Consider the following 17544-nt stretch of genomic DNA (forward strand, 5'->3'; position numbering starts at 1 on the left):
TAGGCTTGATTTTATGGCTTATTTACTATAAAATGAGAAGGAAAAACGTCAAACTTTTATATTGCAAATAGGAGAAAACATGACAAAAACATTAAAACGTCCTGAGGTATTATCACCTGCAGGGACTTTAGAGAAGCTAAAAGTAGCTGTTCAGTATGGGGCAGATGCTGTCTTTATCGGTGGTCAGGCCTATGGTCTTCGCAGCCGTGCAGGAAACTTTACCTTTGAACAGATGGAAGAAGGCGTCCAGTTTGCGGCCAAGTATGGAGCTAAGGTCTATGTAGCTGCCAACATGGTTATGCACGAAGGAAATGAAAAGGGAGCTGGTGAGTGGTTCCGTAAACTGCGTGATATCGGGATTGCAGCAGTGATCGTATCTGACCCAGCCTTGATTATGATTGCAGCGACTGAAGCGCCAGGTCTTGAAATCCACCTCTCTACCCAAGCAAGTGCCACTAACTATGAAACTCTTGAGTTCTGGAAAGAACTAGGCTTAACTCGTGTCGTTTTGGCGCGTGAGGTTTCAATGGAAGAATTGGCAGAAATTCGCAAACGTACAGATGTTGAGATTGAAGCCTTTGTACATGGTGCCATGTGTATTTCATACTCTGGTCGTTGTACTCTTTCAAACCACATGAGTATGCGTGATGCCAACCGTGGTGGATGTTCTCAGTCTTGCCGTTGGAAGTACGACCTTTATGATATGCCATTTGGTCAAGAACGCAAGAGCTTGAAAGGGGAAATCCCAGAAGAATTTTCAATGTCAGCCGTTGATATGTCTATGATTGACCATATCCCGGATATGATTGAAAATGGTGTGGACAGTCTAAAAATCGAAGGACGTATGAAGTCTATTCACTACGTATCAACAGTAACCAACTGCTACAAGGCGGCTGTGGATGCATATCTTGAAAGTCCTGAAAAGTTTGAAGCTATCAAACAAGACTTGGTGGATGAGATGTGGAAGGTTGCCCAACGTGAATTAGCAACAGGTTTCTACTATGGTACACCATCTGAAAATGAGCAGTTATTTGGTGCTCGTCGTAAAATTCCTGAGTATAAGTTTGTCGCTGAGGTAGTTTCTTATGATGAGGCGACACAAACAGCAACTATTCGTCAACGGAACGTGATTAACGAAGGCGACCAAGTTGAGTTTTATGGCCCAGGTTTCCGTCATTTTGAAACTTATATTGAAAATTTGCATGATGCCAAAGGCAATAAAATCGACCGTGCTCCTAATCCAATGGAACTCTTGACTATCAAGGTTCCACAACCTGTTCAAGCTGGAGACATGGTTCGAGCTCTCAAAGAAGGACTCATCAATCTTTATAAGGAAGATGGAACCAGCGTCACAGTTCGTGCTTAATAAGCGTGCAGGAGAGGAAAGCTTTCTAGTTGCTTCCCCTTTAATCCTACTTACTAAAAGAACATTAGGTTAAAGAAAATATATTAATTTTCATCCGAGATTCCATCTCGGATTTTTTCATTATTTTTCAGAAAGACCTAGATAATGGACGGATTTATTACAAGTTATTTCCAAAGTTTTCTATATAATAGACTTAAAAATAGTAAAATTGTAAATAATTTTCATTAAACGCTTTCAACGTAAGTAAAAAGTTGACAAATCCAATTTTTAGGACTAAACTAAGTAAGTAAATTTTAATTAAAAGGAGAATTCGTCATGAATTTAACATTTTTCGGTCTATGTCTTGCCTGTATGGGTGTATCTCTTGGTGAAGGTATGTTGATGAACGGTTTGTTGAAATCAGTTGCTCGCCAACCAGATATCATCTCAGAACTACGTAGTTTGATGATCCTAGGGGTTGCCTTTATTGAAGGTACTTTCTTCGTTACTCTTGTCTTTTCATTTATCATCAAATAAAAGAAGTATAAATTGAAAAAGGGAGGATTTTAGATGGAAGAAAGTATTAATCCAACCATCAATATTGGTCCTGTTACCTTTAATTTAACCATAGTAGTTTTGACTTTGTTGACTGTAGCACTTATTTTTGGCTTTATTTATTGGGCAACTCGAAATATGACTTTGAGACCCACAGGAAAACAAAATGTATTAGAGTATTTATTTGATTTTGTTGTTGGATTTACAAAATCGAACCTTGGTCCAATGATAAAGGATTATTCTCTCTTTTATTTCTGTTTATTCCTGTTTATGGCCATTGCAAATAATATTGGCTTAATGGCTAGAATTCAGACTACAGATGGTGTAAATCTTTGGACCTCACCAACAGCAAATTTGTCATTTGACTTGGTCTTGTCTTTTACAATTATCTTAATGACCCACGTAGAAGGAATTCGTCGTCGTGGAATCAAAAAGTATTTAAAAGCATTTGTAACACCAGGTTTTATGACACCAATGAATCTCTTGGAAGAAGTTACCAATCTCCTTTCACTTGCATTGCGGGTCTTTGGTAATATCTTTGCAGGGGAAGTGATGGCAAGTATGTTAGTCCTACTTTCTCATCAGGCCTTCTATTGGTATCCTATTGCTTTTGGAACAAATCTAATCTGGACTGCATTTTCTGTTTTTATTTCTTGTGTACAAGCATATGTATTTACATTGTTATCTTCAATGTACCTAGGAAATAAAATTAATGATGAAGAATAGAAAGGAGTAGTTTATGAATGTAACAGTAGGTGAATTACTTGGTGATTTTATACTAATCGCTGGTTCCTTTATTCTCTTGCTAGTCTTGGTTAAGAAATACGCTTGGTCAAATTTGACTAGTATTTTCGAACAAAGAGCAGAAAAAATTGCAGCAGATATTGACGGAGCTGAACAAGCACGTCAAAAAGCAGAAGTATTGGCTCAAAAACGCGAAGATGAATTGGCTGGTAGCCGTAAAGAAGCTAAGACAATCATTGAGAATGCGAAAGAAACAGCTGAAAAAAGTAAAGCTAGTATTTTAGCAGATGCTAAGCTAGAAGCAGGACGCTTGAAAGAAAAAGCGAACCAAGAAATTGCTCAAAATAAAGCTGAAGCTTTACAAAGCGTTAAGGGTGAGGTAGCAGATTTGACAATCAGCTTGGCTGGTAAAATCATCTCACAAAACCTTGACGGTCATGCCCATAAAGAACTCATTGATCAGTATATCGATCAGTTAGGAGAAGCTTAATGGACAAGAAAACAGTAAAGGTAATTGAAAAATACAGCATGCCTTTTGTCCAATTGGTTTTAGAAAAAGGAGAAGAAGACCGTATCTTTTCAGACTTAGCTCAAATCAAGCAAGTTGCTGAAGAAACAGGTTTACCTTCTTTTTTAAAAAAAGTGGCAGTAGACGAGTCTGACAAGGAAAAAACGATTGCGTTCTTCCAAGATTCAGTGTCACTTTTATTGCAAAACTTTATTCAGGTTCTTATCTACAATCACAGAGCAAATCTTTTTTATGATATTCTTGTAGATTGCTTGAACCGACTTGAAAAAGAAACAAATCGATTTGAAGTGACGATTACGTCAGCTCATCCTTTAACTGATGAACAGAAGAGTCGCTTGCTCCCTTTGATTGAGAAAAAAATGTCTCTGAAAGTAAGGAGTGTAAAAGAACAAATCGATGAAAGTCTTATTGGTGGTTTTGTCATTTTTGCCAATCACAAGACAATTGATGTGAGTATTAAACAACAACTTAAAGTTGTTAAAGAAAATTTGAAATAGAAAGTGGTGTTCTTTTGGCAATTAACGCACAAGAAATCAGCGCTTTAATTAAGCAACAAATTGAAAATTTCAAACCCAATTTTGATGTGACTGAAACAGGTGTTGTAACCTATATCGGGGACGGTATCGCGCGTGCTCACGGCCTTGAAAATGCCATGAGTGGAGAGTTGTTGATTTTTGAAAACGGCTCTTATGGGATGGCTCAGAACTTGGAGTCAACAGACGTCGGTATTATCATCCTAGGTGACTTTACAGATATCCGTGAAGGCGATACAATCCGCCGTACAGGTAAAATCATGGAAGTCCCAGTAGGTGAAAGTCTGATTGGTCGTGTTGTGGATCCACTTGGTCGTCCAGTTGATGGTCTTGGAGAAATCCACACTGATAAAACTCGTCCAGTAGAAGCACCAGCTCCTGGTGTTATGCAACGTAAGTCTGTATCAGAACCATTGCAAACTGGTTTGAAAGCTATTGACGCCCTTGTACCGATTGGTCGTGGTCAACGTGAGTTGATTATCGGTGACCGTCAGACAGGGAAAACAACCATTGCGATTGATACCATCTTAAACCAAAAAGGTCAAGATATGATCTGTATCTATGTTGCGATTGGACAAAAAGAATCAACAGTTCGTACGCAAGTAGAAACACTACGTCAGTACGGTGCCTTGGACTACACAATCGTTGTGACAGCCTCTGCTTCACAACCATCTCCATTGCTCTTCCTAGCTCCTTATGCTGGGGTTGCCATGGCAGAAGAATTTATGTACCAAGGTAAGCATGTTTTGATCGTTTATGATGATCTTTCAAAACAAGCGGTAGCTTATCGTGAACTGTCTCTCTTGCTTCGTCGTCCTCCAGGTCGTGAAGCCTTCCCAGGGGATGTTTTCTATCTTCACAGCCGTTTGCTTGAGCGCTCAGCTAAAGTTTCTGATGAACTTGGTGGTGGATCAATTACAGCCCTACCATTTATCGAGACACAAGCAGGAGATATCTCTGCCTATATCGCAACTAACGTGATTTCAATCACTGATGGACAAATCTTCCTTGGTGATGGTCTCTTCAATGCGGGTATTCGTCCAGCCATTGACGCGGGTTCATCTGTATCTCGTGTAGGTGGTTCTGCACAAATCAAAGCTATGAAGAAGGTTGCTGGTACTCTTCGTATCGACCTTGCTTCATACCGTGAGTTGGAAGCCTTCACTAAGTTTGGTTCTGATTTGGACGCAGCAACACAGGCTAAGTTGAACCGTGGACGTCGTACAGTTGAAGTCTTGAAACAACCTGTTCACAAACCATTACCTGTTGAGAAACAAGTAACCATTCTCTATGCTTTGACACATGGTTTCTTGGATACTGTTCCAGTAGATGAAATTGTACGTTTCGAGGAAGAGTTCCATGCCTTCTTTGATGCTCAACATCCAGAGATTTTGGAAACCATTCGTGATACAAAAGACTTGCCAGAAGAAGCAGTCTTGGATGCTGCGATTACAGAGTTTCTCAATCAAACCAGCTTCCAATAAGAATAGAGGTGTCAGATGGCAGTATCTCTAAATGATATTAAAACAAAAATCGCCTCAACAAAAAATACGAGTCAAATCACTAATGCCATGCAGATGGTATCAGCTGCTAAGCTAGGTCGTTCTGAAGAAGCTGCTCGCAACTTCCAAGTTTATGCTCAGAAAGTTCGTAAACTTTTGACGGATATTCTTCATGGGAATGGAGCTGGCAGTTCAACCAATCCGATGTTGATTAGCCGTCCAGTTAAGAAGACAGGCTATATCGTCATTACTTCAGACCGCGGTTTGGTTGGAGGTTATAATTCCTCTATTCTGAAAGCTGTTATGGAGTTGAAGGAGGAATACCATCCAGACGGTAAAGGGTTTGAAATGATCTGTATTGGTGGAATGGGAGCAGATTTCTTTAAGGCTCGTGGTATTCAACCACTTTATGAATTACGTGGCTTGGCAGATCAACCTAGCTTTGATGAAGTTCGTAAGATTATTTCAAAAACTGTTGAAATGTACCAAAATGAACTTTTTGATGAACTCTATGTCTGCTATAACCACCATGTCAATACGCTAACCAGTCAAATGCGTGTGGAACAAATGCTTCCAATTGTTGACTTGGATCCAAATGAAGCAGATGACAGTTACAGCTTGACCTTTGAATTGGAAACTAGCCGAGAAGAAATTTTGGAGCAGTTATTACCTCAGTTTGCAGAAAGTATGATTTACGGGGCTATTATCGATGCTAAGACAGCTGAAAATGCTGCGGGTATGACAGCCATGCAAACAGCGACAGATAATGCTAAGAAAGTCATTAATGATTTGACAATTCAGTATAACCGTGCCAGACAGGCGGAGATTACACAAGAAATTACAGAAATCGTAGCAGGAGCTAGTGCCTTAGAATAGGCACTAGTCCAGCTCGTATGAAAATGAACTTAGGACCTAGTTAAGCTAGGGACCGACAGTATCTTATATAGAATAGGAGAAGGAGATGAGTTCAGGTAAAATTGCTCAGGTTATCGGTCCCGTTGTAGACGTCTTGTTTGCAGCAGGGGAAAAACTTCCTGAGATTAACAATGCACTTGTCGTCTACAAAAATGACGAAAGAAAAACAAAAATCGTCCTTGAAGTAGCCTTGGAGTTGGGGGATGGTATGGTTCGTACTATCGCCATGGAATCAACAGATGGTTTGACTCGTGGAATGGAAGTATTGGACACAGGTCGTCCAATCTCTGTACCAGTAGGTAAAGAAACTTTGGGACGTGTCTTCAACGTTTTGGGAGATACCATTGACTTGGAAGCTCCTTTTACAGAAGATGCAGAGCGTCAGCCAATTCATAAAAAAGCTCCAACTTTTGATGAGTTGTCTACCTCTTCTGAAATCCTTGAAACAGGGATTAAGGTTATCGACCTTCTTGCCCCTTACCTTAAAGGTGGTAAAGTTGGACTTTTCGGTGGTGCCGGAGTTGGTAAAACTGTCTTGATTCAAGAATTGATTCACAACATTGCCCAAGAACACGGTGGTATTTCAGTATTTACTGGTGTTGGGGAACGTACTCGTGAGGGGAATGACCTTTACTGGGAAATGAAAGAATCAGGTGTTATCGAGAAAACAGCCATGGTATTTGGTCAGATGAATGAGCCACCAGGAGCACGTATGCGTGTTGCCCTTACTGGTTTGACAATCGCTGAATACTTCCGTGATGTAGAAGGACAAGACGTGCTTCTCTTTATCGATAATATCTTCCGTTTCACTCAGGCTGGTTCAGAAGTATCTGCCCTTTTGGGTCGTATGCCATCAGCCGTTGGTTACCAACCAACACTTGCTACGGAAATGGGTCAATTGCAAGAACGTATTACATCAACCAAGAAGGGTTCTGTAACCTCTATCCAAGCTATCTATGTGCCAGCGGATGACTATACTGACCCAGCGCCAGCAACAGCCTTTGCTCACTTGGATTCAACAACTAACTTGGAACGTAAGTTGGTACAATTGGGTATCTACCCAGCCGTTGACCCACTTGCTTCAAGCTCACGTGCCTTGGCACCTGAAATCGTTGGGGAAGAGCACTATGCAGTTGCTGCTGAAGTAAAACGTGTCCTTCAACGTTACCATGAGTTGCAAGATATCATCGCTATCCTTGGTATGGATGAGCTTTCTGATGAAGAAAAGACCTTGGTTGCACGTGCCCGTCGTATCCAGTTCTTCTTGTCACAAAACTTCAACGTTGCGGAACAATTTACTGGTCAGCCAGGTTCTTATGTTCCAGTTGCTGAAACTGTTCGTGGCTTTAAGGAAATACTTGATGGTAAGCACGACCACTTGCCAGAAGATGCCTTCCGTGGTGTAGGTTCTATCGAAGATGTGATTGCAAAAGCTGAAAAAATGGGATTTTAAGAGGTGATCTATGGCTCAGTTAACTGTCCAGATCGTGACACCAGATGGTCTCGTCTATGATCACCATGCCAGCTTTGTATCAGTTCGAACTCTGGATGGTGAGATGGGAATCTTGCCACGACATGAAAATATGATTGCAGTTTTAGCAGTTGATGAGGTTAAGGTTAAACGTGTAGATGATGAAAATCACGTGAACTGGATTGCAGTGAACGGAGGCGTTATCGAAGTTGCTAATGGCGTTATCACAATTGTTGCTGACTCTGCAGAACGTGCTCGTGATATCGACGTTAGTCGTGCAGAACGTGCCAAACTTCGAGCAGAGCGTGAAATTGAAGAAGCACAAGACAAACACTTGATTGACCAAGAACGTCGTGCTAAGATTGCTTTGCAACGTGCCATTAACCGTATTAATGTCGGAAATAGACTATAAGAAAAAAATGAACTTGAGTTATCAAGTTCATTTTTTATGTTTTCTTATGGGGCAAAACTGATGCAAAATTAGAATTGTCTAGAGATATAAAAGATAATTAAAAGATTGCATAGTTCAATTTGCGTAGCAGAAATCATACAAATAAAATTGATTATAGTAAAATAGAATTAGAATTATTAAGAAAGTTGGTTCTTTATTGGAAACGATAGTATTTTCAATCTCTGTTTTTCTAGCAGGGATCTTGTCCTTCTTTTCCCCTTGCATTTTCCCTCTGTTACCTGTCTATACTGGTATCTTATTGGATGATCAGGATAGTGCAAAAAGTTTTTCATTATTTGGGAAAAAAGTTGCCTGGTCAGGTTTGATTCGAACACTTTGCTTTATTGCAGGTATCTCTCTCATTTTCTTTATCTTAGGATTTGGTGCTGGTTACTTTGGTAATATTCTCTATGCAAATTGGTTTCGATATGTCATGGGAACAATTATTATCATTTTGGGCCTTCACCAGATGGAAATTTTTCATTTTAAGAAATTAGAGGTTCAAAAAAGCTTTACCTTTAAAAAATCAGATTCTAATCGTTATTGGTCAGCTTTTTTACTTGGTATTACCTTTAGCTTTGGTTGGACGCCTTGTATTGGGCCGGTTTTAAGTTCTGTCTTAGCACTTGCGGCTTCTGGAGGTAATGGCGCTTGGCAAGGAGCTATCTATACTCTTATTTACACTCTGGGAATGGCCATTCCTTTCTTGGTCTTGGCTCTAGCTTCAGGCGTAGTGATGCCTTATTTTAGTAAACTCAAGCGCCATATGATGCTACTGAAGAAAATTGGTGGTTTCCTCATTATTTTAATGGGAATTTTGTTACTATTAGGACAAGTAAATGTTCTAGCTGGTATTTTTGAATAAAGGAGAAAAAGATGAAAAAAGTAATGTTTGCTGGCTTAAGCCTCTTGTCACTAGTTGTATTGATGGCCTGTGGCGAGGAAGAGACTAAAAAGACTCAAGCACCAGAACAATCCCCAAAACAACAGCAACAAACGCCTGTACAACAAATTGCTGTTGGAAAAGAGGCTCCAGACTTCACCTTGCAATCTATGGATGGTAAAGAAGTTAAGTTATCTGATTATAAGGGGAAAAAAGTCTACTTGAAGTTTTGGGCTTCATGGTGTGGTCCATGTAAGAAAAGTATGCCTGAGTTGATGGAATTAGCTGCGAAACAAGATCGTGATTTCGAAATTCTTAGTGTCATTGCACCAGGAATTCAAGGTGAAAAAACTGTCGAGCAATTTCCACAATGGTTCCAAGATCAAGGATATAAAGATATCCCAGTACTTTATGACACAAAAGGAGCCACCTTCCAAGCTTATCAAATTCGAAGCATTCCTACAGAATACCTGATTGATAGTCAAGGAAAGATTGGAAAGATTCAATTTGGTGTCATCAGCAACGAGGATGCAGAAGCAGCCTTTAAAGAAATGAACTAGAATCAAGATTTTAAAATAGTATTTATACAATCAATCCCCTAGATTTTAGATAGTATTAATCTAAGATTTAGGGGATTTTTGCTATCAATAAATTAAGTTTAAAAAAAGAAGGGAGTTCTGTATTATACAGATTCCCCTTCTTTTTCTTTAAACATAATATTTATTTTTTAGCTTTAAGAAGTTTATTATATCATAGCTTCTCGTTGATAAAGCGGATAAACTGATTCCACCAAACTTTTAAGAAGAAGGCTTTTTCTACTTTCTTTTCTGCTACCATTTCAAAACTAGGACGTTCTGTGGTGATGTAACCTTGACCAATCAAGTCTGAGTCTTCATAAGTCAAATGTCCAACCACTGTTCCGGCTTCAAGTGGTGCTGGAATTGCCTTAGAATCAGGTGTGAATTGAACAGATTGAGAAGATTGATTCCCAATACGTTCAATTAGAGAGATATCATCTTTAGCAACAGCAGTGACTGTATCTTCTTTTCCGTCTTGTACAGGGACTTTGCTATCTTGATAGGCATCACCTTTCTGAACGATTTTGCGAAGTGTGAATGTAGAAGAGATATAATCCATTAGTGAAGATGTAGCTGTGAAGCGAGCGTAAGGATTATTGTCTTGATGATCCGCATTCAAAACAACTGTGATAACCCTCATGCCTTTTTCGACAGTAGTACCAACAAAAGACTCTCCAGCCTTATCTGTGGTCCCTGTTTTTAATCCATCAAAACCACCGCGATAAGCAGGCATACCCTCTAACATGTAATTGGTAGAAGTGATTGTCATTCCAGCAAAAGTAGAAGAAGGTTTTTTCGTGATTTCTAAGACTTGTGGGTATTTTTTGATGAGGTTGCGAGCAACGATAGCGACATCATAAGCACTGAGCTTATTTTCCTCATCTTTTTTAGAGCCTGGGTAAATGTTATCACCTAGACTCTCATTGTTAAGCCCCGTCGTATTGACAACAGTTGCATCCGAAATTCCCCATTCCAAGAGTTTTTCCCGCATCATATCGACGAAATCTTTTTCTGAGCCAGCAATTTTCTCAGCTAGCGCAATAGCCGCACTGTTGGCGCTAGATACCAGGGTTGCCTCAAGTAGTTGTTCGACAGTATAATTACGAGCTTCCATAGGAACGTTACTCGCTTCAGAATTTGTCGTTAATTTGTAAGGATAATCAGAAATATCTACCGGAGTTGATAGTGTAATACTGCCGTTTTCCAAGGCTTCATAGACAAGATAAACAGTAATTAACTTTGTGATTGAAGCAATTTCAACTGGCTGGGTTGCATCTTTCTCATAGAGAATTTTACCAGTATTCGCCTCAACAGCAATTGCATGTTTAGCAGCAATATTAAAATCTTGGGCAGCAACAGTAGATGCTGAGCCAATAACGGAAAGGCTTAAAAGAGTTAAAATTATTTTTTTCATAGTAAGTTTATTCTATCATAAAGAAAAAAATATTCCCAGTTTCATGATAGAAGAAAGAAGCTTTTTTGAAAGTGTGGTAAAATAGATGAATGGAGGTACTTCATGTTTCGTAAGAATAAATTATTTTTTTGGACCAGTGAGATTTTACTATTAACCATCATCTTCTATTTATGGAGACAGATGGGAGCGATTATTACACCTTTTGTAAGCGTTGCAAACACTATAATGATTCCCTTTCTTTTAGGTGGTTTTTTATATTATTTGACCAATCCTATTGTAAATTTTTTACAAAAGTATTTCAAAATTAACCGTATCATTGGTATTTTACTAACCTTGTGTACCTTGGTCTGGGGGCTAGTTATTGGGGTAGTTTATCTTTTACCGATTTTGATTAATCAGTTGACCAGTTTGATAGCAACAAGTCAGACAATTTATAGTCGTTTGCAAGATTTGATTGTGGATTTATCTACTTATCCAGCCTTTCAAAATTTAGATATTCAAGCGACAATTCAACAATTAAATCTATCCTATGTAGATATTCTACAAAATATCTTAAATAGTGTGACGAATAGTGTTGGAAGTGTCTTATCTGCGCTCTTTAGTACCGTTTTGATTATTATCATGACCCCTGTGTTCTTAATTTATTTTTTGTTAGACGGTAACAAGTTCTTGCCGATGCTTGAACGTACTGTTTTAAAGAGAGATAAGCTACATATTGCAGGCCTATTAAAGAATTTGAATGCGACAATTGCTCGCTATATTAGTGGAGTTGCAATTGATGCGATTATTATTGGGTGTTTGGCCTTTATTGGATATAGTATTATTGGTTTAAAATATGCTTTGGTCTTCGCCATCTTTTCAGGATTAGCCAATCTCATTCCTTATGTAGGACCAAGTATTGGCTTGATTCCAATGATTATCGCTAATGTCTTTACTGATCCTCATAGAATGCTGATTGCAGTTGTTTATATGCTGATTATTCAACAAGTAGATGGAAATATCCTCTACCCTCGAATCGTTGGTGGGGTAATGAAGGTTCATCCAATTACGATTTTAGTATTACTTTTGTTATCAAGTAATATCTATGGTGTCATTGGCATGATTGTCGCAGTACCAACCTATTCTATCTTGAAAGAAATTTCTAAGTTTTTATCACGTTTGTATGAAAATCATAAAATAATGAAAGAACGAGAAAGAGAATTAGCTAAGTAAAAGTCAGGAAATTCCTGATTTTTCTTTTTATTTAGGCAAGTGATAGGAGTGGAAGTGCCGTTTAGATTAGTAGATTAAGAATAATTCACAAAAACTTTGTAAAACACTTGCAATTTAGCTGAAATTTGATAAAATAGTAAGGAAAGTTAGACTGTATTGCCTACTGTCTATCTATAAAATATATTTTATTGGAGGCTTTTACTCAAATGGCAAAAGAAAAATACGATCGTAGTAAACCACACGTTAACATTGGTACTATCGGACACGTTGACCACGGTAAAACTACCCTAACTGCAGCTATCACAACTGTTTTGGCACGTCGCTTGCCTTCATCAGTTAACCAACCTAAAGACTATGCGTCTATCGATGCTGCTCCAGAAGAACGCGAACGCGGTATCACAATCAACACTGCGCACGTTGAGTACGAAACTGAAAAACGTCACTACGCTCACATCGACGCTCCAGGACACGCGGACTACGTTAAAAACATGATCACTGGTGCCGCTCAAATGGACGGAGCTATCCTTGTAGTAGCTTCAACTGACGGACCAATGCCACAAACTCGTGAGCACATCCTTCTTTCACGTCAGGTTGGTGTTAAACACCTTATCGTCTTCATGAACAAAGTTGACTTGGTTGACGACGAAGAATTGCTTGAATTGGTTGAAATGGAAATCCGTGACCTATTGTCAGAATACGACTTCCCAGGTGACGATCTTCCAGTTATCCAAGGTTCAGCTCTTAAAGCCCTTGAAGGTGACACTAAATACGAAGACATCGTTATGGAATTGATGAACACAGTTGATGAGTACATCCCAGAACCAGAACGTGACACTGACAAACCATTGCTTCTTCCAGTCGAAGACGTATTCTCAATCACTGGACGTGGTACAGTTGCTTCAGGACGTATCGACCGTGGTATCGTTAAAGTCAACGACGAAATCGAAATCGTTGGTATCAAAGAAGAAACTCAAAAAGCAGTTGTTACTGGTGTTGAAATGTTCCGTAAACAACTTGACGAAGGTCTTGCCGGAGATAACGTAGGTGTCCTTCTTCGTGGTGTTCAACGTGATGAAATCGAACGTGGACAAGTTATCGCTAAACCAGGTTCAATCAACCCACACACTAAATTCAAAGGTGAAGTTTACATCCTTACTAAAGAAGAAGGTGGACGTCACACTCCATTCTTCAACAACTACCGTCCACAATTCTACTTCCGTACTACTGACGTTACAGGTTCAATCGAACTTCCAGCAGGTACTGAAATGGTAATGCCTGGTGATAACGTGACAATCGACGTTGAGTTGATCCACCCAATCGCCGTAGAACAAGGTACTACATTCTCTATCCGTGAGGGTGGACGTACTGTTGGTTCAGGTATGGTTACAGAAATCGAAGCTTAATTCGATTTAGTTCCCAGAAGAACAATTATTTAAGTCAGACACTAAAAGAATCTTGCTTTGCAAGGTTCTTTTTCATTATGTCACTATTAGTCCGTCTAGCTCCGTTAGGTGTGAGACAAATAAATGATGGCTGTGAAATATTTTTACTTTTCATGGAAAAATTGTTTTGAGAAAGGTTCCATCTTTTTTTGGGGGAGTAATTTGTAGATATAAAAAAGACAAACACTAAAATGATGTTTGTCTTTGGTGTGTAGCTCCGTTAGTTGGTCAGTTATAATTATGTTAATTAGCAAATCTGATGCAGACCGCTTCTGGGACATGGAAGTCATTAGAAAGTTCTGCAAGACGACCAGTTTCAGGATTGCGTTTAAAAACGGTTGCATTGTCAGAGTCTTGATGGATAGCAATGATAAATTCTTGATCCGGTGTCAAATCAAAATCACGTGGAGTCTGACCATGAGTCGGAACGATTTCTAACAACTCTAAACTACCGTCCGCAAGGATTGTATATACTGCGATAGAATCATGACCACGGTTAGAAGCGTAGAGGTATTTACCGTCTTTAGAGAGACGAATAGCAGCAGTACCATTAAAGCCTTCATAACCGTCTGGTAGAGTTGAAATGACTTGCATGCGTTCAAATTCGCCAACACCATCGTAGATTAGAACCTCGATAGTGCTATTAAGTTCACAAATGAGATAAGCAATTTTATAATGGTTATGGAAAATAATATGGCGTGAGCCTGCTCCTGGCTGGCTGTGATAGGTATAGAGTTTAGATAATTTTCCTTCTTGATCAAGATCATAAGTGATGACTTGGTCAGTTCCCAAGTCGCAAGTCACTAGATAGTGGTCAGGTGTTAAATCTGTATAGTGAACATGTGGAGAAGCTTGATTTTCATGTGGACCTTGGCCACTGTGTTGATCCACATCACTAAGTAGAAGACGACCATCTTCCTGACGTTTATAAACAAGGACCTGTCCCTTGTGGTAGTTTGCTGCGTACACCAAATCACGCTTTTCATCAACGGCAACATAACAGTGGGGAGCTCCTTCTTCCACGACATGATTTAATAAGGTTCCATCAGTTTGATAGGCTGCAATCCCCCCCTTATCGTCTTGACTACCAACAGTGTATAAATGTTGGTGTTGGTCAAAGGCAAGGTAGGTCGGACTTGGCTCAGCTGCAAAAAGTTCTAGATTTGAAAGCTGACCAGTTTCTGTATCGAAGTCTGCCTTGTAAATCCCTTGGGAAGTCCGACGTGTATAAGTTCCAAAATAAACAGTTTCTTTCATAACTTTACCTCTTTATAAAGATAAGTCTATTATATCACAAAATAGATTTATAATATGCTATGCGGTGCAATTCAATGGAATGTAAGCACTTTAAAAAAGAGTTATTTTGGTTTAAAAATGGTATAATGAGAGAATAATAGAAAGGAAGTATTTATGGAGCAAAAAGAGAAACATTTTAGCCTATCTTGGTTTTTTAAGTGGTTTTTGGATAACAAGGCAATAACTGTATTTTTGGTAACCTTATTATTGGGATTGAATCTTTTTATTTTAAGCAAGATTAGTTTTTTATTTTCACCTGTTTTAGACTTTTTGGCAGTTGTAATGTTGCCAGTCATCCTATCTGGTTTGCTATATTATTTATTAAATCCTATTGTTGATTGGATGGAGAAACACAAAATTAATCGTGTCATCGCAATCAGTATTGTCTTTGTCATTATCGCTCTCTTTATCATTTGGGGCTTGGCAGTGGCTATTCCAAATCTGCAACGTCAGGTCTTAACATTTGCAAGAAATGTACCAATCTATCTCGAAGATGCAGACAGAGTTGTTAATGATTTGGTCACCAAGCGTTTACCAGATGATTTCAGACCTCAATTAGAGCAAGTTTTAACAAACTTCTCTAGTCAGGCTACAGTTTGGGCAAGTAAGGTTTCATCTCAGGCAGTCAATTGGGTGAGTGCATTTATTAGCGGGGCATCTCAAGTGATTGTTGCCTTGATTATCGTTCCTTTCATGCTCTTTTACCTTTTACGTGATGGGAAAGGCTTGCGTAACTATTTAACCCAATTCATGCCAACGAAATTGAAGGAACCTGTAGGACAGGTTTTGTCAGATGTGAATCAACAGTTGTCCAACTATGTTAGAGGACAAGTAACAGTGGCTATTATTGTAGCAGTAATGTTTATCATCTTCTTCAAAATCATTGGTCTACGCTATGCAGTTACGTTGGGGGTTACTGCTGGTATTTTAAATCTGGTTCCTTATTTGGGTAGCTTCTTAGCCATGCTTCCTGCTCTAGTATTGGGCTTGATTGCTGGGCCAGTCATGCTTTTAAAAGTAGTGATTGTCTTTATCGTAGAACAAACTATTGAAGGCCGTTTTGTCTCTCCATTGATTTTGGGAAGTCAATTAAACATCCATCCTATTAATGTTCTCTTTGTCTTGTTAACTTCGGGCTCTATGTTTGGTATCTGGGGAGTCTTGCTCGGTATTCCAGTTTATGCCTCTGCTAAGGTTGTCATTTCAGCGATTTTTGAATGGTATAAGGTAGTCAGTGGCCTATATGAACTAGAGGGAGAGGAAATCAAGAGTGAACAATAGTCAACAGATGTTACATGCCTTGGAGGAGCAAGATTTAACCAAGGCTGAGCACTATTTCGTTAAAGCTTTAGAAAATGATCCAAGTGACCTTCTGTATGAGTTAGCCACTTATCTAGAAGGAATTGGTTTCTATCCTCAGGCCAAGGAAATTTACCTGAAAATTGTAGAGGATTTCCCAGAAGTTCATCTTAATCTAGCAGCTATTGCTAGCGAGGATGGTCAAATCGAGGAAGCATTTGCCTATCTAGAGGAAATCCAGTCTGACAGTGACTGGTATGTTTCGGCTTTGGCTCTGAAAGCAGACCTTTACCAGATGGAAGGTTTGACAGATGTGGCGCGTGAGAAATTATTGGAGGCCTTGACTTACTCAGAAGATCCTCTCTTGATATTGGGATTAGCAGAGTTGGATAGTGAGTTGGAAAATTATCAAGAGGCCATTCAAGGCTATGCCCAGTTAGATAATCGTACTATTTATGAGCAAACAGGCATTTCTACCTATCAACGGATTGGCTTTGCCTATGCCCAGTTAGGGAAATTTGAAACATCTACAGAGTTTTTAGAAAAAGCCCTGGAGTTAGAATACGATGACCTAACAGCTTTTGAGTTGGCCAGTCTTTACTTTGATCAAGAAGAATACCAAAAAGCTGTCCTCTACTTTAAGCAGCTTGATACCATTTCACCTGATTTTGAAGGCTATGAATATGGTTATAGCCAGGCCTTACATAAGGAGCATCAAGTTCAAGAAGCCCTGCGTATCGCTAAGCAAGGTCTAGAGAAAAATCCCTTTGAAACTCGTCTCTTACTGGCTGCTTCACAATTTTCTTATGAATTACATGATGCCAGTGGTGCAGAAAACTACCTCCTTACTGCAAAAGAAGACGCTGAGGATACAGAAGAAATTTTACTCCGTCTAGCAACTATTTATCTAGAACAGGAACGTTATGAGGACATTCTAGACTTGCAAAGTGAGGAGCCAGAAAATCTCTTGACCAAGTGGATGATTGCTCGTTCCTATCAAGAGATGGACGATTTGGATACTGCCTATGAGCATTACCAAGGGTTGGCAGGAGATTTGAAGGACAATCCAGAGTTTCTGGAACACTATATCTATCTCTTGCGTGAACTGGGCTACTTTGAGGAAGCAAAAGTCAATGCTCAAACTTACTTAAAACTAGTTCCAGATGATGTGCAAATGCAAGAATTGTATGAGAGATTGCAGGAATAAAATGTTTTAAATCTATATCTTATCATTTTTCATAGTATCATCTACAGGTTATTTTATCTATTGTATGGTGAGAGTATATTTGAGTTGTTGTGTTTGTATTCGAGTTTCCAATATAAGACATAAGAAGTGAGATAAGTAATATTTTTAAAAGTACAATCTTAGATTTTA

Annotated in this window: 17 protein-coding genes; 15 read left to right on the forward strand and 2 right to left on the reverse strand. The window is 39.1% G+C overall.

The features are described from left to right. The first annotated feature begins 79 nt into the window (after positions 1–79). The 11 genes from D8849_RS06250 to sdbB all read left to right on the forward strand — a co-directional run bounded on the left by D8849_RS06250 (position 80) and on the right by sdbB (position 9488). Entirely contained in the window at positions 80–1366 is a 1287-nt protein-coding gene (locus D8849_RS06250) for a peptidase U32 family protein (protein ID WP_125386534.1), read from the forward strand. Positions 1367–1681: 315 nt separating this feature from the next. Further along, positions 1682–1882 (forward strand): F0F1 ATP synthase subunit C, encoded by a 201-nt coding sequence (locus D8849_RS06255; RefSeq protein WP_001054560.1) that lies wholly within the window; start codon positions 1682–1684, stop codon positions 1880–1882. Between the two features lie 33 nt (positions 1883–1915). Next, entirely contained in the window at positions 1916–2626 is a 711-nt protein-coding gene (gene atpB / locus D8849_RS06260; protein WP_000392870.1) for a F0F1 ATP synthase subunit A, read from the forward strand. 13 nt (positions 2627–2639) lie between these two features. Then, entirely contained in the window at positions 2640–3134 is a 495-nt protein-coding gene (gene atpF, locus D8849_RS06265) for a F0F1 ATP synthase subunit B (RefSeq protein ID WP_001103468.1), read from the forward strand. Further along, entirely contained in the window at positions 3134–3670 is a 537-nt protein-coding gene (locus D8849_RS06270; protein ID WP_070479294.1) for a F0F1 ATP synthase subunit delta, read from the forward strand. The genes atpF and D8849_RS06270 overlap by 1 nt, the downstream gene beginning before the upstream one ends. Before the next feature lie 14 nt (positions 3671–3684). Beyond that, positions 3685–5190 (forward strand): F0F1 ATP synthase subunit alpha, encoded by a 1506-nt coding sequence (gene atpA, locus D8849_RS06275; RefSeq protein WP_042900828.1) that lies wholly within the window; start codon positions 3685–3687, stop codon positions 5188–5190. A gap of 15 nt (positions 5191–5205) precedes the next feature. Beyond that, positions 5206–6084, forward strand: coding sequence for a F0F1 ATP synthase subunit gamma (locus D8849_RS06280; protein WP_125386535.1), 879 nt, complete (start codon positions 5206–5208; stop codon positions 6082–6084). Positions 6085–6169: 85 nt separating this feature from the next. Beyond that, positions 6170–7576, forward strand: coding sequence for a F0F1 ATP synthase subunit beta (gene atpD / locus D8849_RS06285; RefSeq protein ID WP_000094357.1), 1407 nt, complete (start codon positions 6170–6172; stop codon positions 7574–7576). 10 nt (positions 7577–7586) lie between these two features. Continuing rightward, positions 7587–8006, forward strand: coding sequence for a F0F1 ATP synthase subunit epsilon (locus D8849_RS06290; protein ID WP_000068037.1), 420 nt, complete (start codon positions 7587–7589; stop codon positions 8004–8006). Positions 8007–8202: 196 nt separating this feature from the next. After that, entirely contained in the window at positions 8203–8910 is a 708-nt protein-coding gene (ccdA2, locus tag D8849_RS06295; protein WP_042751026.1) for a thiol-disulfide oxidoreductase-associated membrane protein CcdA2, read from the forward strand. A gap of 11 nt (positions 8911–8921) precedes the next feature. Next, positions 8922–9488: a thiol-disulfide oxidoreductase-associated lipoprotein SdbB gene (gene sdbB / locus D8849_RS06300; RefSeq protein WP_125386536.1), complete on the forward strand. Its 567-nt coding sequence runs from the start codon at positions 8922–8924 to the stop codon at positions 9486–9488. Between the two features lie 190 nt (positions 9489–9678). On the opposite strand, the gene pbp3 is transcribed toward sdbB, so the two are convergent. Then, positions 9679–10920, reverse strand: coding sequence for a D-alanyl-D-alanine carboxypeptidase PBP3 (pbp3, locus tag D8849_RS06305; RefSeq protein ID WP_070479289.1), 1242 nt, complete (start codon positions 10918–10920; stop codon positions 9679–9681). A 102-nt stretch (positions 10921–11022) separates the two neighbouring features. Between pbp3 and D8849_RS06310 the strand changes: the two genes are divergently transcribed. Both D8849_RS06310 and tuf read left to right on the forward strand, forming a co-directional pair. Continuing rightward, complete coding sequence (locus tag D8849_RS06310) at positions 11023–12132, forward strand: AI-2E family transporter (RefSeq protein ID WP_070479288.1); 1110 nt, start codon at positions 11023–11025, stop codon at positions 12130–12132. 206 nt (positions 12133–12338) lie between these two features. After that, positions 12339–13535: an elongation factor Tu gene (tuf, locus tag D8849_RS06315; protein ID WP_001040726.1), complete on the forward strand. Its 1197-nt coding sequence runs from the start codon at positions 12339–12341 to the stop codon at positions 13533–13535. Positions 13536–13817: 282 nt separating this feature from the next. Here the strand turns inward: tuf and D8849_RS06320 are convergent, their stop codons facing one another. Then, positions 13818–14831, reverse strand: coding sequence for a lactonase family protein (locus D8849_RS06320; protein WP_125386537.1), 1014 nt, complete (start codon positions 14829–14831; stop codon positions 13818–13820). Positions 14832–14984: 153 nt separating this feature from the next. On the opposite strand from D8849_RS06320, the gene D8849_RS06325 reads away from it, so the two are divergent. Together D8849_RS06325 and D8849_RS06330 are read left to right on the forward strand one after the other, a co-directional pair. After that, positions 14985–16151, forward strand: coding sequence for an AI-2E family transporter (locus tag D8849_RS06325; RefSeq protein ID WP_125386538.1), 1167 nt, complete (start codon positions 14985–14987; stop codon positions 16149–16151). Then, entirely contained in the window at positions 16141–17376 is a 1236-nt protein-coding gene (locus D8849_RS06330) for a tetratricopeptide repeat protein (protein ID WP_185756217.1), read from the forward strand. Before D8849_RS06325 ends, D8849_RS06330 begins: the two co-directional genes overlap by 11 nt. The last annotated feature ends 168 nt before the right edge of the window (positions 17377–17544 follow it).

Origin of the sequence: Streptococcus mitis (assembly GCF_003942765.1) — a bacterium.
Classification (GTDB): domain Bacteria; phylum Bacillota; class Bacilli; order Lactobacillales; family Streptococcaceae; genus Streptococcus; species Streptococcus mitis_BE.